This is a genomic window from Kitasatospora sp. NPDC092039, from assembly GCF_044756065.1.
GTDB lineage: Bacteria > Actinomycetota > Actinomycetes > Streptomycetales > Streptomycetaceae > Kitasatospora.
Genome location: NZ_JBIVSD010000035.1, coordinates 1 through 19,749 on the forward strand (window position 1 = coordinate 1; position 19,749 = coordinate 19,749).

Here is a 19,749-nt window from a genome sequence, read left to right on the forward strand (position 1 = left end):
GGGGGGGCGTCACCTACCTTCGCGGGGGGGTCCCGGGCCATTCCGGGGTGGCCGCCTGCGGGGCCGCCCGGGCGGGGGGGGCGGGGGGGGGCCCCGCCCCCCGGGGGGGCGCCCCCCCCCGGGGGGCCCCCCACCCCCGTGCGATCCCGCACCCCGCCGCCCGGCGGCAGCCCCGGCCCCGGTGCCGCCCCCCACCACCGCACCCCCTCATCGCCCCATCCGGAGGAACCCGCCATGCCGCACACCGATTTCGGCCTCGACGAGCTCGTCGGCTACCGGCCGGACCTGCCCGCCCCGGAGGACTTCGACGCGTTCTGGCGGCGCACCCTCGCCGAGGCCCGCTCGCACGGCGGAGTGGTCAAGGCCGATCGCGTCACCGCGCGGTACGGGCTGCGCACCGTCGAGGTCGACGACGTCCGGTTCCCCGGCTGGAACGGCGAGCCGGTGGCCGCCTGGCTGCTGCGCCCGCGCGGCGCGGTGGATCCGCTGCCGGTCGTCGTCAGCTACATCGGCTACTCCGGCGGCCGTGGGCTGCCCACCGAGCACCTGTTCTGGTCCGCCGCCGGCTACGCCCAGCTCGTCGTGGACAGCCGGGGGCAGGGCCACGACACCCCGGACACCGGCGCGGGCGACGGCACCCAGTGGGTCGGCGGCTTCATGACCCGCGGCATCGACTCCCCGGAGAACCACTACTACCGGCGGCTGATGACCGACTGCGTGCGCGCCGTGGACGCCGTCGCGGAGCTGTCCGGCCTCGACACCGACCGGATCGTCCTGGCCGGCGGCAGCCAGGGCGGCGGCCTGGCCCTCGCCGTCGCCGGGCTCGCCGGGCTCGCCGGGGACCGGGTGGCCGCGGTGATGCCCGACGTCCCGTTCCTGTGCCACTACCGCGAGGCCGCGCAGATCGCCCTGGACGGCCCGTACCAGGAACTCGTCAGCTACCTGCGCTGGCACAGCCGGCACCGCGTGCAGCCGGCCTTCGACACCCTCGACTACTTCGACGGCATCCACTTCGCCCGGCGGGCCACCGCACCGGCGCTGTTCAGCGTCGGCCTGATGGACCAGGTCTGCCCGCCCCGTACGGTCTACGCCGCCTTCAACCGCTACGCGGGCGAGGACCGCACCATGACCGTCTGGCCGTTCGCCGACCACGGCGGCGGCTACGCCTCCAACCCGCCCGCCCAGCTCGACTGGCTGCGCGAGCGCGGGCTGGGGCCGGTGCCGAGCGGGGCGGGCGCATGAGCGCCCCGGCCTTCCCCCCGCTGCCGCCGGGCTTCCGCTTCGGCGCCGCCACCGCCGCCTACCAGATCGAGGGCGCCCACGAGGAGGACGGGCGCGGCCCGTCCATCTGGGACACCTTCAGCCACACCCCGGGCCGTACCCTCGGCGGCGCCACCGGGGACACCGCCTGCGACCACTACCACCGCTACCCCGAGGACGTCGCCCTGCTCCGCGAGCTCGGCGTCGACGGCTACCGCTTCTCGATCGCCTGGTCGCGCCTGCTGCCGCAGGGCACCGGCCCGGTCAACGCCAAGGGCCTGGACTTCTACGACCGGCTGATCGACGAACTGCTGGCCGCCGGCATCGCCCCCGCCGCCACCCTCTACCACTGGGACCTGCCCCAGGCCCTCGAGGACCGCGGCGGCTGGCGGGTACGGGAGACGGCGGAGGCGTTCGCCGCGTACACCGCCGTCGCCGCCGACCGCTACGGGGACCGGGTCGAGCGGTGGATCACCCTCAACGAGCCCTTCTGCTCCGCCTTCGTCGGCTACGCCGAGGGCCGGCACGCACCCGGCGCCCGGGAGGGCCGCGGGGCGCTCGCGGCCGCCCACCACCTGCTCGTCGGCCACGGCCTGGCCGTACGGGAGCTGCGCACCGCCGGCGCCCGCGAGGTCGGCATCACGCTCAACCTCGACCGCCTGCACCCCGCCTCCGGCCGCCCCGAGGACCTCGCCGCCGTGCGCCGGGCCGAGGTCCTGCACAACGAGGTCTGGACGGAACCGCTGTTCGCCGGGCGCTACCCCGAGCACGAGGAGGAGACCTGGGCGGGCCTGGCGGACGGCGACTGGCGGTGCCCGGGCGACCTCCGACTCATCGGCGCCCCCCTGGACTTCGTCGGTATCAACTTCTACCGGCCGGTCACCGTCGAAGCCGCCCCGCACGGCGAGCCCGACCCCGAGAAGCGCACCGCCACGGACATCGGCGTCACCGAAACGAACCCGTACGGCACCCGGCTGACCACCATGGGCTGGCCCGTCGTCCCGTCCGCGTTCACCGAGCTGCTCCGCGACATCGCCGGCCGCTACCCGCGGCTCCCGCCGCTCTGGATCACCGAGAACGGCTCCGCCGAGGCCGACAGCGTCACCCCCGACGGCCGGATCCACGACGCCGAGCGGATCGACTACCTGGCCGGCCACCTCGCCGCCGTCGCCGACGCCGTCACCGCCGGGGTCGACGTGCGCGGCTACTACGTCTGGTCCCTGCTGGACAACTTCGAGTGGGCCCGCGGCTACGACCAGCGCTTCGGCCTCGTCCGCGTCGACTACGACACCCTGACCCGAACCCCCAAGGACAGCTACCACTGGTACCGGGGCCTGATCACCGCGCACCGAGCGCGGACGGAGGAACCAGCCCGATGAAGTTCACCGACGGCTACTGGCTGATGCGCCCGGGCGTCACCGCGCGCTACGCCACCGAGGTCGCCGACGTCCGCGCCGACGAGCACCGGCTGACCCTCTACGCGCCCGTCAAGCACGTGCGCGGCCGCGGCGACACGCTCAACAGCCCGCTGCTGACCGTCGAGTGCTGGTCCCCGGCCGAAGGCGTGATCGGGGTGCGCGCCACCCACCACGCCGGCTCGGCGCGGGGCGGGCCGGAGTTCGCGCTGCCCGGTGCCGAGCAGGGCGGCGGCAAGGTGCGCCGGGACGGCGACGTGGTGGAACTCTGCGCCGGGGAACTGTCCCTGCGGGTGGACACCTCGAAGCCCTGGCAGCTGGAGTTCACCGCCGGCGGCCGGGTGCTCACCACGGCCGGCGAGCGCGGCACCGGCTTCGTCACCGACGCGGACGGCCGCCACCACATGTTCGGGCAGCTCTCCCTGGGCGTCGGCGAGCTGGTCTACGGGCTGGGGGAGAGGTTCACCCCGTTCGTCCGCAACGGCCAGGTCGTGGACGTCTGGCAGGCGGACGGCGGCACCAGCAGCGAGCAGGCGTACAAGAACGTCCCGTTCCACCTGACCAACCGGGGCTACGGGGTGTTCGTCAACCACCCCGGCAAGGTCAGCTACGAGATCGGCTCCGAGTCCGTCGGCCAGGTGCAGTTCAGCGTCGAGGACCAGTCGCTGGAGTACTTCGTCGTCCACGGCCCGACCCCCAAGCAGGTCCTGGAGCGCTACACGGCCCTGACCGGGCGCCCCGCGCTGCCCCCGGCCTGGGCGCTGGGCCTGTGGCTGACCACCTCCTTCACCACCGACTACGACGAGGCCACCGTCAACCGCTTCGTCGGCGGCATGGCCGAACACGGCATCCCGCTGAGCGTGTTCCACTTCGACTGCTTCTGGATGCGCGGGTACCAGTGGAGCGACTTCCGCTGGGACGAGGACACCTTCCCGGACCCGGCGGGCATGCTCGCCCGGCTCAAGGCACAGGGGCTGCGCGTCAGCCTGTGGATCAACCCGTACATCGCGCAGAAGTCGGAGCTGTTCGCCGAGGGCATGCGCGAGGGCTACCTGGTGCGCCGCGCGGACGGCACCGTCTGGCAGTGGGACCTCTGGCAGCCCGGCATGGCCCTGGTCGACTTCACCAACCCGGCCGCCCGCGACTGGTACACCGGGAAGCTGCGCACGCTGCTGGACGTCGGCGTCGACTGCTTCAAGACCGACTTCGGCGAGCGCATCCCCACCGACGTCCGCTGGCACGACGGCTCCGACCCGGAGCGGATGCACAACTACTACACCCAGCTCTACAACGAGGCCGTGTTCGAGCTGCTCCGCGAGGAGCGCGGGGAGGGCGAGGCGCTGCTGTTCGCCCGCTCCGCCACCGCGGGCGGCCAGCAGTACCCGGTGCACTGGGGAGGCGACTGCGAATCGCACTTCAACGCGATGGCGGAGTCGCTGCGCGGGGGCCTGTCCCTCGGCCTGTCCGGCTTCGGCTTCTGGAGCCACGACATCGGCGGCTTCGAGGGCACCCCGACCCCCGCCGTCTTCAAGCGCTGGGCCCAGTTCGGCCTGCTCTCCTCGCACAGCCGGCTGCACGGCAGCAAGTCCTACCGGGTGCCGTGGGACTTCGGCGACGAGGCCGTCGAGGTCACCCGCGAGTTCACCCTGCTCAAGCACCGGCTCGCGCCCTACCTCCAGCGCGCGGCGCAGCAGGCCCACGCGACCGGCGTCCCGGTGATGCGCGCGATGGTGCTGGAGTTCCCGGACGACCCGGCCGCCGCCACCCTCGACCGGCAGTACCTGCTCGGCGACGACCTGCTCGTCGCCCCGGTCTTCACCGAGGACGGCATGGTCGAGTACTACGTGCCCGAGGGCACCTGGACCAACGTCCTCACCGGCGACCAGGTGACCGGCCCGCGCTGGGTGCGCGAACAGCACGGCTTCCACACCCTCCCGCTGCTCGCCCGCCCCGACTCCGTCATCCCCTTCGGCGCGGACGACCGGCGCCCGGTCTCCGCCTGGGCGGAGGGCGTCGAACTCCGGGTGCACGCCTTCGCCGACGGCGCCGAGCGCACCGTCGTCATCCCCCGGTCCGAAGGCGTCGGCCAGGCCGCCCGCTTCCACCTGCGCCGCACCGGCGACCGGCTGACGGTGACCACCGACAGCCCGCACCCCTGGCAGCTCCGGACCGGCGGCCCGGACGGGGCCGTGCACATCAGCCCGGCCGGCACGTACGAGGCCGAACTGCCCTATCCGGCCTGAGGCCGGCCGCCGGCACTCACCCCCGGGCGTACGGCCCTCGGAGATCCCCGCCCCCGCCCGCCACCCGAACAGAGGAACCACCCTTGACCTACACCATCCGCGCGGGCGGCCTGGAACGGCACACCCCCGCAGAAGTCCTGCGGATCGAACCCTGGGGACCGGACGCCCTGCGGGTGCGCGCCGCGTCCGGGACGATCGACCCCGCCGCCCCAGGCGCCCTGGAGGGCCCCGGGCCCTGCCCGCAGGGCGGAGCGTCCGTCTCGGAGGACGGCGGCGCCCGCCTGGTCAACGGCCGCATCGCCGTCGAGGCCACGGCGCACGGCCGGCTGAGGTTCCTCGACACCGCCTCGGGCCGCGAACTCCTCGCCGAGCGCAGCCCGCACGCGCACCACGCCGGCGGCCGCGTCCACGCGGCGGGCGGCCGGACGGAACAGTCCTTCCAGGCCTACGACGGCGAACGCCTGCACGGCCTGGGGCAGCACCTGCACGGGCGCCTGGACCAGAAGGGCTGCGTGATCGACCTCGTCCAGTCCAACACCGTGGCCGCCGTCCCCTTCCTGCACTCCTCGCGCGGCTACGGACTGCTGTGGAACAACCCCGCCACCGGCCGCGTCGAACTGGGCGCCGACGCCACCCGCTGGACCGCGGACGCCGGCGGGCGTATCGACTACTGGATCACCGCCGGCGACACCCCGGCCCGGATCCTGGACTCCTACACCCGGGCCACCGGCCGCCCGCCGCTGCTCCCCGAGTGGGGCTCCGGCTTCTGGCAGTCGAGGCTGCGCTACCGCACCCAGGACGAACTCCTGGCGGTGGCACGGGAGTACCGGGAGCGCGGCCTGCCGCTGTCCGTCATCGTCTGCGACTTCTTCCACTGGCCGCGGATGGGCGACTGGCGCTTCGAGGAGAGCGAGTGGCCCGACCCCGCCGCCATGGTCGAGGAGCTGTCGGAGCTCGGGGTGAAGCTCGCCGTGTCGGTGTGGCCCACCGTCGAGCCCGGCAGTGACACCCACGACGAACTGCGGTCGGCCGGGCACCTGGTGAGGGAGGCGGACGGCGGCCTGCTCACCTTCCCGTGGCCGTCCCGGTACGGCGGGGACGCGCTGACCCGCCCCATGGCGTACTACGACGCCACCCACCCCGGCGCACGCGCCGCGCTGTGGCGGCGGCTGAAGGACAACTACCGTTCGCTGGGGGTGGCGTGCTTCTGGCTGGACGCCTGCGAACCCGACCTCCCCCCGGACCGCGCCGACCGCGCGGTCTACGCGGCCGGGCCGGCCGCCGAGGCGGCGAACCTCTACCCGCTGGAGCACGTCCGGGGGGTCGCCGACGGCCTGCGCGCGGAGGGCGAGGACCGGCCGCTGTCGCTGATCCGTTCGGCCTGGGCGGGCAGCCAGGCCCACGGGGCCCTGCTGTGGTCCGGCGACATCCCCACGACCTTCGACTCCCTCGGACGCCAGATCAGGGCGGGGCTGAACGTCGCGATGAGCGGCATCCCCTGGTGGACCACCGACATCGGCGGCTTCTTCGGCGGCGATCCGGACGACCCGGCGTACCGTGAGCTGCTGATCCGGTGGTTCCAGTACGGCACGTTCAGCCCGGTCATGCGGCTGCACGGGGACCGCGAGCCCAACTTCCCCGCCTTCGCCACCGACATGACCGGTGGGCCGAACGAGATCTGGTCGTACGGGGAGGAGGCGTACGGCATCCTCCGCGACCACCTGGTGCTGCGCGAGCGCCTGCGCCCGTACCTGAGGAGCCTGTCCGAGGAGGCCCACCGCACCGGCGCCCCGCCGATGCGTCCGCTGTTCTTCGACTTCCCCGAGGACGCGCGCGCCTGGGAGGTGGACGACCAGTTCCTGCTCGGCCCCGACGTGCTGGTGGCACCCGTGTACGAGGCGGGCGTCCGGGCCCGCCGGGTGTACCTGCCCCCGGGTGCCCGCTGGCTCGACCCCGTCACCGGCCGGGTGCTGGAGGGCGGCAGGACGCTGGACGCGCCGGCCCCGCTGGAACGCGTCCCGGTCTTCGTTCGGGACGGGGCCGACGTCGCGGACCGGCTGACCCCGTAGGCCGCGCCGGCCGGTACTGGACCACTCCCGAACGAGGATGAGATGACCGATTCGAACGTCGTCGTACTGACGGCCGGTGACGCGGCCCTCGCGCTGGACACCGCCGGCCCCGGGATGCCCCGGGTGCTGCACTGGGGCGTCGATCCCGGCTTCCGGGCCGGCGACGCCGCGCAGGTGCTCGACGCCATGGGCCGGGCCCCGGACCACCGGGCCGGCAGCCTGATGCCGTCCCAGGGACAGGGCTGGTTCGGACGGCCGGCCCTGGCAGGGCACCGCGAGGGCCGGGTCCGCCCCCCGCGTTTCGAACTCGCCGAACCGGTCGGCCTGCGCGCCGCCCGGGACGGCCGGGGCGGCGCCGTCCACGTGCGGGCCCTGGACCGGGGCGCGGGGCTCGCGCTGGACACCGAGCTGCAGATGACGGAGCACGGCGTGGTGCGGCTGCGCCACGCCCTGACCAACACGGCGACCGACGCCTACACCCTGGACACCCTGGCGTGCGTCCTCCCGGTGCCCGCCCACGCCGCGGAACTGCTGGACTTCGCGGGCCGCTGGGCCCGTGAGCGCTCCCCGCAGCGCGCTCCGCTGCGGCAGGGCGTGTGGTCGAGGGAGAGCCGGCGCGGCCGTACCGGCTTCGACGCCGGACTGCTGCTCGCCGGCACCGCGGGCTTCGGCTTCCGGCAGGGCCAGGTCTGGGGCGTGCACCCCGCCTGGAGCGGCAACCACGTCCAGTACGCGGAGCGGCTGGCGGACGGGACGACGGTCCTCGGCGGCGGCGAACTGCTGGACGCGGGTGAGATCCGGCTGGCGGAGGGCGAGTGCTACCGGACCCCGTGGGTGTACTTCGCGACCTCCGGTTCGGGCCTGGACGGGATCAGCCGCGGATTCCACGACATGCTCCGGGACCGGCCCCGGCACCCGAACACCGCCCGGCCGGTCACCGCGAACATCTGGGAGGCGGTCTACTTCGACCACGACCCCGAACGGGTGCGCGCCCTCGCGCACACCGCGGCGAAGGTCGGCGTGGAGCGGTTCGTCGTGGACGACGGCTGGTTCCGGCACCGCCGCCACGACCGGGCCGGCCTCGGTGACTGGTACGTCGACGAGAAGGTGTGGCCCGACGGGCTCCGCCCGATCGCCGACCACGTCCACGGGCTCGGCATGCAGTTCGGCCTCTGGGTCGAGCCCGAGATGGTCAACCCCGACTCCGACCTGGCCCGCGCCCACCCCGACTGGTTCCTCGCCGATGCCGAACGCCTCCCGTTCGAGCAGCGCCACCAGCACGTCCTGGACGTCGCGAACCCCGACGCCTACGCCCACCTGCTGGAGCGGATCAGCACCCTGGTCGGGGAAGCGGGCATCGACTACCTCAAGTGGGACCACAACCGCGACCTGGCCGACGCCGTCCACGACGGCCGGCCCGGCGTACACGCGCAGACCACGGCGGTCTACCGGCTCCTGGACGAACTGCGGGGCCGTCACCCCGGATTGGAGATCGAGTCCTGCTCGTCCGGCGGGGCCCGCGCGGACCTCGGCGTCCTGGAGCACACGGACCGGATCTGGGGATCGGACAACATCGACCCGGTCGAACGCCAGGCGATCCAGCGCTGGACCGGTCTCCTCCTGCCCTACGAGCTGATCGGCTCCCACGTCGGCTCCGCCCCCGCCCACATCAGCCACCGGGACACCACGCTCGCCTTCCGCTGCGCCACCGCCCTGTTCGGACACGCCGGCATCGAGGCCGACATCACGGCCTGGCCGGAGAGCGACCTGACCGCGCTCACCTCCTGGGTCGGCGCCTACAAGGAACTGCGGCCGCTGCTCCACGGCGGTGACGTCGTCCGCGCCGACCACCCCGACCCGGCCGCCTGGGTCCACGGGGTCGTCTCCCGGGACCAGTCCCACGCCGTCTTCGCCTACGTCCAGCTGGACACCTCCGTCGCCGAGAACGGGGCGCCCGTACGCCTGCCGGGCCTGGAGCCCACGACCCGCTACGCGCTACGGGTGCGCCCCGAGCTCTCCTGCCCCGAGCACTCCTGGCCCGCCTGGGCCCGGCGGACGGCCGCGCTCACCCTGACCGGCCGGTACCTCGCCGAAGTCGGCCTCGCCGCCCCGGGCCTGACCAACCACCCCGGCCACGCACTGGTCGTCGAGGCACAGGCACAGCCACCCGCCCCGCAGGAGTGAAGTCGACCTTCACGTTGACGACCGCCCCCGGCCAGCGGCGAGCCCGGCGGCTCGCCGCCGGCCACGGCGGTCCCGGTCAGCGGGCGCCGAGGAGGTGTTCGTAGGCCAGCTGGTCCAGCTGCTCGAAGGCCATGCCGCGGCGGGCGGCGGCGTCGACGTCGAACTCCTCGAAGGCGGACGTGTCCGCGAGCAGCCCGGTCAGGCCGTCCTCGGCCGTGGGGAGGGCGAGTTCGGGCAGTCGGGAGGCGGTGAGCGCGGCCCGGACCTCCGGGTCGGCCCGGAAGGCGCGGGAGCGCTCGGCCAGCAGCAGGTAGTTGCGCATGCAGGCGGCCGCCGAGGCCCAGACGCCGTCGAAGTCCTCGGTGCGGGGCGGCTTGAAGTCGAAGTGCCGGGGGCCGTCGTAGCCGGCCGACTCCAGCAGGTCGACCAGCCAGAAGGCCTGCCGCAGGTCCCCCGCGCCGAACCGCAGGTCCTGGTCGTACTTGATGCCGGACTGGCCGTTGAGGTCGATGTGGAACAGCTTGCCGTGCCACAGGGCCTGGGCGATGCCGTGCGGGAAGTTGAGGCCCGCCATCTGCTCGTGGCCGACCTCCGGGTTGAGGCCGACCCGGTCGGGGCGCTCCAACTCGTTGATGAACGCCAGGGCGTGGCCGACGGTGGGCAGCAGGATGTCGCCGCGCGGCTCGTTGGGCTTGGGCTCGATCGCGAAGCGCAGGTCGTAGCCCTGCCGTTCGACGTACTCGCCGAGCAGGTCGAAGGCCTCCTTCAGCCGGTCGAGGGCGGTGCGCACGTCCTTGGCCGCGCCGGACTCGGCGCCCTCGCGCCCGCCCCAGGCGACGTAGACCGAGGCGCCGAGCTCGGCGGCCAGGTCGATGTTGCGGATGGTCTTGCGCAGCGCGTAGCGCCGCACGTCGCGGTCGTTGGCGGTGAACGCGCCGTCCTTGAAGACGGGGTGGGTGAACAGGTTGGTGGTGGCCATCGGCACCTTCAGCCCGGACGCGTCCAGGGCGGCGCGGAAGCGCTTGACCGCCTGCTCGCGCTCGGCCTCGCCCGCGCCGAACGGGATCAGGTCGTCGTCGTGGAAGGTGACGCCGTGGGCGCCGAGGGCGGCCAGCCGCCGGACGGTCTCGACCGGGTCGAGGGCGGGCCGGGTGGCGTCGCCGAACGGGTCGCGCCCCTGCCAGCCGACGGTCCACAGGCCGAAGGTGAACTTGTGCGCGGGGGTGGGGACGAGCGGGTCGCTGGACATGGAGCGGCTCCGAATCGGGTGCGGAGGGTGTTTGTCAGGGCTCTCAACAAATTAGTATGCCGGGACGTCAAAAGGAACCCGCACCGGAGGAACACATGGCTGAGCAGCGTGTCGTCATCGGCGTCGACAGCTCGACCCAGGCCACCAAGGCCCTGGCCGTCGACATCGACACCGGCGAGGTGGTGGGGGAGGGCCGCGCCCGGCACACCGTCAGCACGGGCGCCGGCCGGGAGAGCGACCCCGAGCAGTGGTGGGAGGCGCTCGTCGAGGCCGCGGCACTCACCGGCTGGGCGGACCGCGCGGCCGCCCTCTCCGTCGCCGGCCAGCAGCACGGCCTCGTCACCCTCGACCGGGCCGGGCGCCCGGTGCGCCCGGCGCTGCTCTGGAACGACGTCCGGTCCGCGCCGCAGGCCGCGCGACTGCGCGACGCGTTCGGCGCGGCGGAGACCGCCCGCCGCACCGGCAGCGTCCCGACCGCCGCCTTCACCGCCGCCAAGTGGGCCTGGCTGCGCACCGACGAGCCCGCCGCGGCCGACCGCGTCGCGGCCGTCCGCCTTCCCCATGACTTCCTGACCGAACGGCTGACCGGCGAAGCCGTCACCGACCGGGGCGACGCCTCGGGCACCGGCTGGTGGGGCCCGGACGGGTACGACCCGGACGTCCTCGCCCGGATCGGCCTCGATCCCGGGCTGCTGCCCCGGGTCCTCGCGCCCGGTGCGCGGGCCGGCACCGTCCGTCCCGGACTGCCGCTGCGCGAGGGGGCGCCGGTGGCCACCGGCACGGGCGACAACATGGCGGCGGCCCTCGGGCTCGGCCTCCTGCCCGGGCAGCCGGTGCTCAGCCTCGGCACCTCCGGTACCGTCTACGCCGTCGGCCGGACGCGGCCCGCCGATCCGAGCGGCACCGTCGCCGGCTTCGCCGACGCCCTCGGGGGCTGGCTGCCGCTGGCCTGCACGCTCAACTGCACCCTGGCAGTCGACCGGTTCGCCGCCCTGCTCGGACGCGGCCGCGAGGAGGTCGAGGACGGCGGCACCGCGGTCGTCCTGCCCTACCTGGACGGCGAACGCACACCGGACCTCCCCGGCGCGTCCGGCCTGGTCCACGGCCTGCGCCACGACACCACCCGGGGCCAGCTGCTCCAGGCCGCCTACGACGGCGCCGCCCACGCCCTGCTCACGGCGCTGGACGGCGTCCTGCTCGCGGGAGGCGAGGACCCCCGGGGCGACGAACCGCTGCTGCTGATCGGCGGCGGCGCCCGCGGCCGGGCCTGGCAGCGGACCGTCCTGCGGCTGTCGGGCCGGCCGGTCCAGGTGCCCGTCGCGCGGGAACTGGTCGCGCTCGGCGCCGCCGCCCAGGCCGCCGCGCTGCTCACCGGAGAGCCCGCCGACGCGGTGGCGCGCCGCTGGCGCACGGCCGACGGCCCGGTGCTGGAAGCCGTCGAGAGGGACGACGACGCGCTCGAACGGATCGGGGATACCCTGCGTCGGGCCGGGGCCCTGCAGGGCGCGCCGGCCGAGGACCGGTAGGAGGGGCGCGTGACGGTGGCGATCAGGGCGGGCAAGGGGTCGGACGGCGGACCGGCGTCGCAGCAGGACATGCGACGGCGGAACCTCTCACTGGTGCTCGGTGCGGTCGCCGGGCACAGCCCGCTCTCCCGCGCCGACGTCGCCGGGCGCGTCGGTCTGACCAGGGCGGCCGTCTCCTCCCTGGTGGATGAGCTGATCGGCCGCGGAGCGCTGACCGAGGCGGCGGCCACGGCCAGCGGACGGGTCGGCCGCCCCGGACGGGCGCTGGCCGTGAACGACCGGGGCCCGGCCGGGCTGGGCCTGGAGATCGGCGTCAGCCACCTCGGCGCGTGCGTGGTGGACCTGCGGGGCGAGCCCCGGGTGTGGCGCCGGATCGAACGGCAGAACGCGGGCCGGCCGGCCGGGGAGGTCCTGACGGAGACCGCCGCGCTGGCGGCCGAGGCGCAGGCCGAGGCCACGGCCCTCGGACTGCGCGTCGAGGGCCGCGTCCTGGCCGTCCCGGGGGTGGTGCCGAACGAACCGGCCGGGCTTGTCGAGCGCGCACCCAACCTCGGCTGGCGAGGCGTCCGGCTCGCCGACCACTGGCCCGACCCGGACACCGTGCCCGAGCCGGAGAACGAGGCCAACCTCGGGGCGCTGGCCGAGTACTGGAGCGCCGGACAGGCCGCGGAGACCTTCGTCCACGTCTCCGCCGGGGCCGGGATCGGCGCGGCCCTGGTCATCGACGGACGGCTGTTCCGGGGCGCCCGCGGCTTCGCCGGCGAACTCGGCCACCTCCCCGTCCGGCCGGACGGCGTCCGGTGCGCCTGCGGTGCCCGCGGCTGCCTGGAACAGTACGCGGGCGAGTCGGCGGTGCTGCGCGAGGCGGGCCTCGGGCGGCACCGCCCGGGCGACCCGGTCGCCGCGCTCGCCGAGCGGGCCGCCGCCGGACACGAGCCCACCCTGCGGGCGCTGGACGGTGCGGGGCGGGCCCTGGGCCTCGCCCTCGCCGCCGCGGTGGAACTCGTCGACCCGGACGGGCTCGTCCTCGGCGGCGCCTACGCCGAGCTCGCCGACTGGCTGCTGCCCGCCGTACGCGCCGAGTTGGCCGCCCGGGTCACCGTGCGGCCCTGGGCCCCGGAGGCGCTGCGCCCCTCGGCGCTGGGGCGGCGCGGCCCGCTGCTGGGCGCGGCGCTGACGACGGTGCGCCGGATCATGGCCGACCCCCTGCTGCTGTCCGCCGGGTGACCGGAGGCCGGGGGCGAACGCCGGCTCCGCCGGGCCCCGCCGGGCCACGATGCGCGGGTGGCCGGGGTGTCGGCCACCCGCGCTCGCGGTCGTGGTGCGTCGGGAGGGTCAGCGCTGCAGGGTGAGGACGCCCGGCCGGTACGGCAGCTTCAGGTAGGGAGTGCCGTCGCTCCTGGGGTCCCTGCCCTGGTAGAGGAACTGCAGGCGGCAGGCGTCGACGGTCATGGTCTGGTCGGGGTTGTCGCGGACCAGGTCGCCGTGGCTGATGTCGTCGGTCCAGGTGGCGCCGCTGTTGGCCTTGCCCGCGAACGGGTTGCTCTCGGTGGCGGCCTGCGGGGTCCAGGTGCCGTTCAGGCTGGTGGCGGTGAAGGAGCGGAAGTAGCGCTGCTCGTCGGTGCCCCGGGCCTCGACGATCATCAGGTACTGGTTCTGGCCCTGGACCTTGTAGACCTGCGGGGCCTCGAAGAGGTTCTTCACGGTGTCGGTCATGACGGTGCTGTAGGAGGAGCCGAAGCTGCCCGGGAAGTTCCCGATCGGCATGCTCGCGCGGTAGATGCTGCCGTTGTCACCGGCGAAGAACAGGTACATGTTCCGGTCGTCGGCGATCAGGGTCGGGTCGATCGGGCCGCCGGTCGGGAGGCTGCCGGTGAACAGCTCCTGCGGCGCGGACCAGCCGTTGGGGTCGGTCGGGTCGCTGGACGTGCGGTAGGTGAAGGACCAGGAGGTGCCCCACCCCAGGGAGGCCAGCACCCAGACGTTCTTGGGCGCGAAGTAGAACAGCTGGGGCGCGACCGCGGACCGGGGCAGGCCGGTCTGGGTGGCCGAGGCCATGTCCGACCAGTTGGTGAAGGGAGCGAACCCCATCGTGTTCCACGACGAACCGTCAGAGGTCGTGGCGTAGACCAGGTGCTTGCCGTTGTACGTCGTGGTGGTGAAGTCCTTCAGCGCGACCCACCCGTTCGCCGGCTGCGCCAGCGGTCCCGTCGACGTCCAGCGGTACGTCGACGGAAGGGCACAGGACGTCGTGGACAGGCCGGTCCACCGCTGGTTGGCGGCGCCGGTGCAGTTCCAGAGCTGCACCGGCGTGCCGTTGACGGTCCCGCCGCCCGAGACGTCCAGGCACAGCCCCGACTCGACGCCGACGATCGTGCCGTCGGAGTTCACCCGCCACTGCTGGTTCGCGCCGCCGCTACAGCCCCGGATCTGCACCTTGGTGCCGGGCGTGGTGGCGTGGCCCGGCACGTCCAGGCACTTGTCGCCGTACACGGTCAGCTGACCGCTGTCCGTCGACGTCCACTGCTGGTTTGCCCCGCCCCAGCAGTCGTAGATCTGCAGGTTCGTGCCGTCGGTCCGGACGGCGCCCGGCACGTCGAGGCACCGGCCGGAGGCCGTACCGCGCACGGCGCCGGTGGTGGCCGCCTGAGCCGGGCCGGCGACGAGCATCGCCGCCACGGCGGCGAGGGCCGCGACGGCGGCGGCGAGCACCGCGAACGGACGTGTGGGGGCGGAGCTTGATCTGTACACGGGGTCGACATCCTTGGGTGAGCGGCTCGGGTGGGGCAGGGAGGGCGGCGTGGAATGTTAGCGCTAACAAGTCGCTGAAGCAGAGTCAGCGGCGGGAGCACGGGGTGGATTCCACGTTTATAGACCCGGTGCCTCGACCGTGTCCAGAGACGTGCGAGCACCGTCTTCGGCCGACTTCCGCAAGCTGCGCGGCGAGCCGTTCCGCCCGTGTCGGCGCCTTGACACCGTGGCACCGGTGCCCTGAGGATCGGCCCCGTGAACCTGTCAGACAGCCAGACAGCTGGCATCCCGCGGCGGATCAGCGCCACGGAAGCGGTGTTCGGCCACCTGCGCGGTGCGATCGAACGCGGTGACTACGCGGTGGGCGACAAGCTCCCATCCGAAGCGGAGCTGTGCCGGACCCTGGAGGTCAGCCGGCCGGTGCTGCGGGAGGCGCTGCGGGCCCTGCAGGCCATGGGCCTGACCGTCTCCAGGACCGGCAAGGGCACCTTCGTCGTGGCGAACACGGTCGAGGACCCCACCTTCGGCGACTACGCGGCGAGTGACCTGCTGGAGGTGCGTCGGCACGTCGAGATCCCGGTCGCCGGGTACGCGGCGCTGCGTCGTACCCCGGAGGACCTGGACCACCTGGCCCACCTGCTCGACCGGATGGAGCGGGAGACCGACACCACCGCGTGGGTCGCGCTGGACACCGTCTTCCACCTGGCGGTGGCGGAGGCAGCCCGGAACCCCGTGTTCCGCCGGGTCATCGAGGAGATCCGTGACGCACTGGCGCGTCAGTCGACCTTCCTCAACGAGCTGGGCGGCCGGCGCGAGCAGTCCAACTGCGAGCACCGGGCCATCGTCGAGGCGCTGGTGGACGGTTCCGAACACGACGCCGTCGAGGCGATGTCCCACCACCTCCACCGGGTCGAGACGACCCTCACCGACATCGTGCGCCCCCAGCGGGCGGACACCCCCACGGAAGGCGGATCCGAGGCGTGAGCGAGCAGTTCCTCAAAGACGAGAAGCGCCCCACGACCCGTCACGTCGATGCCGGGGACGCCGGCTACAGCAAGTCCCTGAAACCCCGCCACGTCAACATGATCGCCATCGGCGGCGCGATCGGCACCGGCCTCTTCCTCGGCGCCGGCGGGCGTCTCGCCGACGCCGGCCCCTCGCTGTTCGTCGCCTACGCCGTCTGCGGCCTCTTCGCGTTCCTCGTCGTGCGCGCGCTCGGCGAACTCGTCCTGTACCGCCCGTCCTCCGGGGCCTTCGTCTCGTACGCCCGGGAGTTCCTCGGGGAGAAGGGCGCGTACACCGCGGGCTGGATGTACTTCCTCAACTGGGCGACCACCGGCATCGCCGACATCACCGCGGTGGCGACGTACACCCACTACTGGCACCTGTTCTCCAGCATCCCGCAGTGGGTCATCGCGCTCATCGCCCTGGCCGTGGTGCTCACCGTGAACCTGGTCTCGGTGCGGTTCTTCGGCGAGCTGGAGTTCTGGTTCGCCGTCGTCAAGGTCGGCGCGCTGGTGGTCTTCATGGGCATCGCGATCTTCCTGATCGTCACCCGGCACCCGGTGGACGGCGCCGTACCGGGACCGTCGCTGATCACCGACAACGGCGGCGTCTTCCCCCACGGGCTGATGCCCATGCTGCTGATCATCCAGGGCGTCGTCTTCGCCTACGCCTCCGTCGAACTGGTCGGCGTCACGGCCGGGGAGACCGAGAACCCCGAGAAGGTCATGCCGAAGGCGATCAACTCGATCATGTGGCGGGTGGGCCTCTTCTACGTCGGCTCGGTCGTCCTGCTCTCGATGCTGATGCCCTGGAACAGGTACTCCGCCGGCCAGAGCCCCTTCGTGACCGTGCTGTCCCACATCGGCGTCCCGGCGGCCGGCAGCGTGATGAACCTGGTCGTCCTCACCGCGGCCATGTCCTCGCTCAACTCCGGCCTCTACTCCACCGGCCGCATCCTGCGCTCGATGGCCGTGAACGGGTCCGCCCCGCGTTTCACCGCCCGGATGAGCCGCACCCAGGTGCCGTACGGAGGCATCCTGCTCACCAGCGGCATGTGCGTCCTGGGCGTCGGCCTCAACTTCGTGGTGCCCGCCGAGGCGTTCGAGATCGTGCTCAACCTCGCGGCGATCGGCATCATCGCGACCTGGGCCATGATCATGGTCTGCCACCTCTTCTTCTGGCGGAAGACCCGGGCCGGCGAACTGACCCGCCCGGCGTACCGCCTGCCCGGCTCCCCGTGGACCGAGACCGTGACGCTGGCCTTCCTCGCCTCCGTCCTGGTCCTCATGTACGCCGACGGCGGCGCCGGACGCACCACCGTGCTGTGCGTGCCGCTGATCGCCGCCGCGCTCGTCGCCGGCTGGTACGCCGTCCGCGGGCGCCTCGCGCGCGCAGCCGCCGGGACCGACGACTGAACCGGGCGGCGGCCCTCGGCGACGTGCGGACCGGTCCCGCCGTCGCCGAGGGCCGCCGGGACGGACCGGAGACGACCCACCCACCGATCGAGGCAGTGATGCACAGAAGTTCCCCGGCGGACGCTCCGGCGATCCGCGAACCCCACCACGTCCCCGTCGCCCACGTCACCCGCGGCGGCATGATCGAGGGGGTCCACCACGGCTCCGTCGTCGTCCTCGACGCGGACGGCGAGGTCCGGTTCCGACTCGGTGACATCGAGGCGGCCTGCTATCCGCGGTCGGCGCTCAAACCGGTCCAGGCCGTCGCCATGGTGCGGGCCGGGCTGCCGCTGGACGGCGAACTGCTCTCCCTCGCGACGGGCAGCCACTCCGGCGAGGAACGCCACCTCGCCGGCACCCGGCGGATCCTCGAACTGGCCGGCCTCACCGAGGACGACCTGCGCAACGTCCCGGACCACCCGTACGATCCGGCCGTTCGGGACACCTGGGTGCGAGGTGACCGGCCGCCGTCGCGGCTCGCCCAGAACTGCTCGGGCAAGCACGCCGCGATGCTCTACCTCTGCAAGCTCAACGGCTGGCCCCTGACCACCTACCTCGACCCCCGCCACCCGCTCCAGCGGGAGATCGCCGCCGTCGTCGAGGAGCTCACCGGCCGGCGCACCGCGCACACCAGCGTGGACGGCTGCGGCACCCCGCTGTTCGCGGTCTCCCTGCGCGGCCTCGCCCTCGCCGCCGCCCGCATCGCCGCCGCGGCGCCGGGGACCGCCGAGTTCCGGGTCGCGGACGCGCTGCGCGGTTACCCGGAGATGGCCTCGGGAAGCGGACGGGACACGGCCGTGCTGATGCGCGCGGTGCCCGGACTGCTCGCCAAGGACGGCTTCGAGGGCGTCCAGACCGCCGCGCTGCCGGACGGCCGCGCCGTCGCCGTGAAGATCGCGGACGGGGCGAACCGGGCCCGCGTCCCGGTGACGGCCGCCGCCCTGGCGCTGGCCGGAGTCGATCCCGCGCTGCTGGCGGACTGCGCCGGCGAGGCCACGGCCGGCGGCGGCCACCGCGTCGGCGAAGTCCGCCCGGTGCCGGCCCTGGTGCCGCAGGCCCGCGTCGCTCCGGCGTGACCGGTCCACGACCCCCGCACCCACCTCAGGAAGAGGGCCCGCACACCATGACCGAAGCCACCCGGAGCGAGCACGACCTGCTCGGAGACCGCGACGTCCCCGCCGACGCCTACTGGGGCGTCCACACCCTGCGTGCCACCGAGAACTTCCCCATCACGGGCACGCCCATCTCCACGTACCCGCACCTGATCGACGCCCTGGCCGCCGTGAAGGAGGCCGCCGCCCTCGCCAACGAGGAACTCGGCCTGCTGGAGCCCCGCAAGGCCGCCGCGATCGTCGCCGCCTGCCGCGAGATCCGCGGCGGGTCGCTGCACGACCAGTTCGTCGTGGACGTCATCCAGGGCGGCGCCGGCACCTCGACCAACATGAACGCCAACGAGGTCATCGCCAACCGGGCGCTGGAACTGCTGGGCCGCGCCAGGGGCGAGTACCGGCACCTGCACCCCAACGAGGACGTCAACCTCGGTCAGTCCACCAACGACGTCTACCCGACCGCGGTCCGGATCGCGACCGTCTTCGCGGTGCGCGGCCTGCTCGACGCGATGGCCGTCCTCCAGGACGCGTTCGCCCGCAAGTCCGTCGAGTTCCGCGACGTGCTGAAGATGGGCCGCACCCAGTTGCAGGACGCCGTGCCGATGACGCTCGGACAGGAGTTCTCCGCCTTCGCGGTGATGCTCGACGAGGACCGCGGCCGGCTCGCCGAGGCGGTCGGGCTGATCCACGAGATCAACCTCGGCGCGACCGCGATCGGCACCGGCCTCAACGCCCCCGCCGGGTACGCCGAAGCCGCCCGGCGCCACCTCGCGGCCATCACCGGGCTGCCCCTCGTCACCGCGGCCAACCTGGTCGAAGCCACCCAGGACTGCGGCGCGTTCGTCCAGATGTCCGGCGTGCTCAAGCGCATCGCCGTCAAGCTCTCCAAGACCTGCAACGACCTGCGCCTGCTGTCGTCCGGGCCGCGGGCCGGTCTGGGCGAGATCAACCTGCCGCCGGTGCAGGCCGGTTCGAGCATCATGCCCGGCAAGGTCAACCCGGTGATCCCGGAAGTCGTCAACCAGGTCGCCTTCGAGGTGATCGGCAACGACGTCGCCGTCACCATGGCCGCCGAGGCGGGCCAGCTCCAGCTCAACGCCTTCGAACCGATCATCCTGCACTCGCTCTCGGAGTCCGTCACCCACCTGCGCGCGGCCTGCCTCACCCTCGCCGAGCGCTGCGTGGTCGGCATCACCGCCAACACCGAGGCGCTGCGCGCGAGCGTCGAGAACTCCATCGGCCTGGTGACCGCCCTCAACCCGCACATCGGGTACACGGCCGCCACCGACATCGCCAAGGAGGCCCTGGCCAGCGGCCGGGGGGTGGCCGAACTCGTCCTGGAGAAGGGCCTGCTCCCGGCCGAGACGCTCAGGGCGCTGCTGCGGCCCGAGGTGCTCGCGGGCAGCGGTGCGCCCGAGGTGGTCGCAGGCGGCGGCGTGCCGGTGGCCTGAGTGCGGGCGCCGTTCGCGAGCGCAGGACGAGCC

General features: G+C 73.8%; 13 protein-coding genes. 11 read left to right on the forward strand and 2 right to left on the reverse strand.

The window, feature by feature from the left end; translation table 11 throughout:
* Window positions 1-234: 234 nt before the first annotated feature.
* The 5 genes from ACIQI7_RS37560 to ACIQI7_RS37580 all read left to right on the forward strand — a co-directional run bounded on the left by ACIQI7_RS37560 (window position 235) and on the right by ACIQI7_RS37580 (window position 9,171).
* Window positions 235-1,242 (forward strand): acetylxylan esterase, encoded by a 1,008-nt coding sequence (locus tag ACIQI7_RS37560; protein ID WP_401118974.1) that lies wholly within the window; start codon window positions 235-237, stop codon window positions 1,240-1,242.
* Window positions 1,239-2,639, forward strand: coding sequence for a GH1 family beta-glucosidase (locus ACIQI7_RS37565; RefSeq protein ID WP_401118977.1), 1,401 nt, complete (start codon window positions 1,239-1,241; stop codon window positions 2,637-2,639). Before ACIQI7_RS37560 ends, ACIQI7_RS37565 begins: the two co-directional genes overlap by 4 nt.
* Entirely contained in the window at window positions 2,636-4,918 is a 2,283-nt protein-coding gene (gene yicI, locus ACIQI7_RS37570; protein ID WP_401118979.1) for an alpha-xylosidase, read from the forward strand. Before ACIQI7_RS37565 ends, yicI begins: the two co-directional genes overlap by 4 nt.
* Before the next feature lie 83 nt (window positions 4,919-5,001).
* Entirely contained in the window at window positions 5,002-6,987 is a 1,986-nt protein-coding gene (locus ACIQI7_RS37575; RefSeq protein ID WP_401118982.1) for a TIM-barrel domain-containing protein, read from the forward strand.
* 42 nt (window positions 6,988-7,029) lie between these two features.
* Window positions 7,030-9,171, forward strand: a complete 2,142-nt coding sequence (locus ACIQI7_RS37580; RefSeq protein ID WP_401118985.1) for an alpha-galactosidase — start codon at window positions 7,030-7,032, stop codon at window positions 9,169-9,171.
* Between the two features lie 76 nt (window positions 9,172-9,247).
* On the opposite strand, the gene xylA is transcribed toward ACIQI7_RS37580, so the two are convergent.
* Window positions 9,248-10,420 carry a xylose isomerase gene (gene xylA / locus ACIQI7_RS37585; protein ID WP_401118988.1) on the reverse strand — a complete coding sequence of 391 codons (1,173 nt, stop codon included), beginning with the start codon at window positions 10,418-10,420 and terminating at the stop codon, window positions 9,248-9,250.
* Window positions 10,421-10,515: 95 nt separating this feature from the next.
* Here xylA and xylB point away from each other — a divergent pair, with 95 nt between their 5' ends.
* Window positions 10,516-11,946 (forward strand): xylulokinase, encoded by a 1,431-nt coding sequence (gene xylB / locus ACIQI7_RS37590; RefSeq protein ID WP_401118990.1) that lies wholly within the window; start codon window positions 10,516-10,518, stop codon window positions 11,944-11,946.
* 69 nt (window positions 11,947-12,015) lie between these two features.
* Window positions 12,016-13,173 (forward strand): ROK family protein, encoded by a 1,158-nt coding sequence (locus ACIQI7_RS37595; protein ID WP_401119068.1) that lies wholly within the window; start codon window positions 12,016-12,018, stop codon window positions 13,171-13,173.
* 108 nt (window positions 13,174-13,281) lie between these two features.
* On the opposite strand, the gene ACIQI7_RS37600 is transcribed toward ACIQI7_RS37595, so the two are convergent.
* Window positions 13,282-14,616: a non-reducing end alpha-L-arabinofuranosidase family hydrolase gene (locus ACIQI7_RS37600; RefSeq protein ID WP_401119070.1), complete on the reverse strand. Its 1,335-nt coding sequence runs from the start codon at window positions 14,614-14,616 to the stop codon at window positions 13,282-13,284.
* A gap of 336 nt (window positions 14,617-14,952) precedes the next feature.
* Here ACIQI7_RS37600 and ACIQI7_RS37605 point away from each other — a divergent pair, with 336 nt between their 5' ends.
* The 4 genes from ACIQI7_RS37605 to aspA all read left to right on the forward strand — a co-directional run bounded on the left by ACIQI7_RS37605 (window position 14,953) and on the right by aspA (window position 19,716).
* Window positions 14,953-15,681: a FadR/GntR family transcriptional regulator gene (locus ACIQI7_RS37605; protein ID WP_401118992.1), complete on the forward strand. Its 729-nt coding sequence runs from the start codon at window positions 14,953-14,955 to the stop codon at window positions 15,679-15,681.
* Window positions 15,678-17,117, forward strand: a complete 1,440-nt coding sequence (locus tag ACIQI7_RS37610) for an amino acid permease (protein ID WP_401118995.1) — start codon at window positions 15,678-15,680, stop codon at window positions 17,115-17,117. Before ACIQI7_RS37605 ends, ACIQI7_RS37610 begins: the two co-directional genes overlap by 4 nt.
* A gap of 98 nt (window positions 17,118-17,215) precedes the next feature.
* The gene (locus tag ACIQI7_RS37615) at window positions 17,216-18,232 is read left to right on the forward strand and encodes an asparaginase (protein WP_401118998.1); all 1,017 of its coding nucleotides are present in this window, start codon (window positions 17,216-17,218) and stop codon (window positions 18,230-18,232) included.
* Between the two features lie 47 nt (window positions 18,233-18,279).
* Window positions 18,280-19,716, forward strand: coding sequence for an aspartate ammonia-lyase (gene aspA / locus ACIQI7_RS37620; RefSeq protein ID WP_401119001.1), 1,437 nt, complete (start codon window positions 18,280-18,282; stop codon window positions 19,714-19,716).
* The last annotated feature ends 33 nt before the right edge of the window (window positions 19,717-19,749 follow it).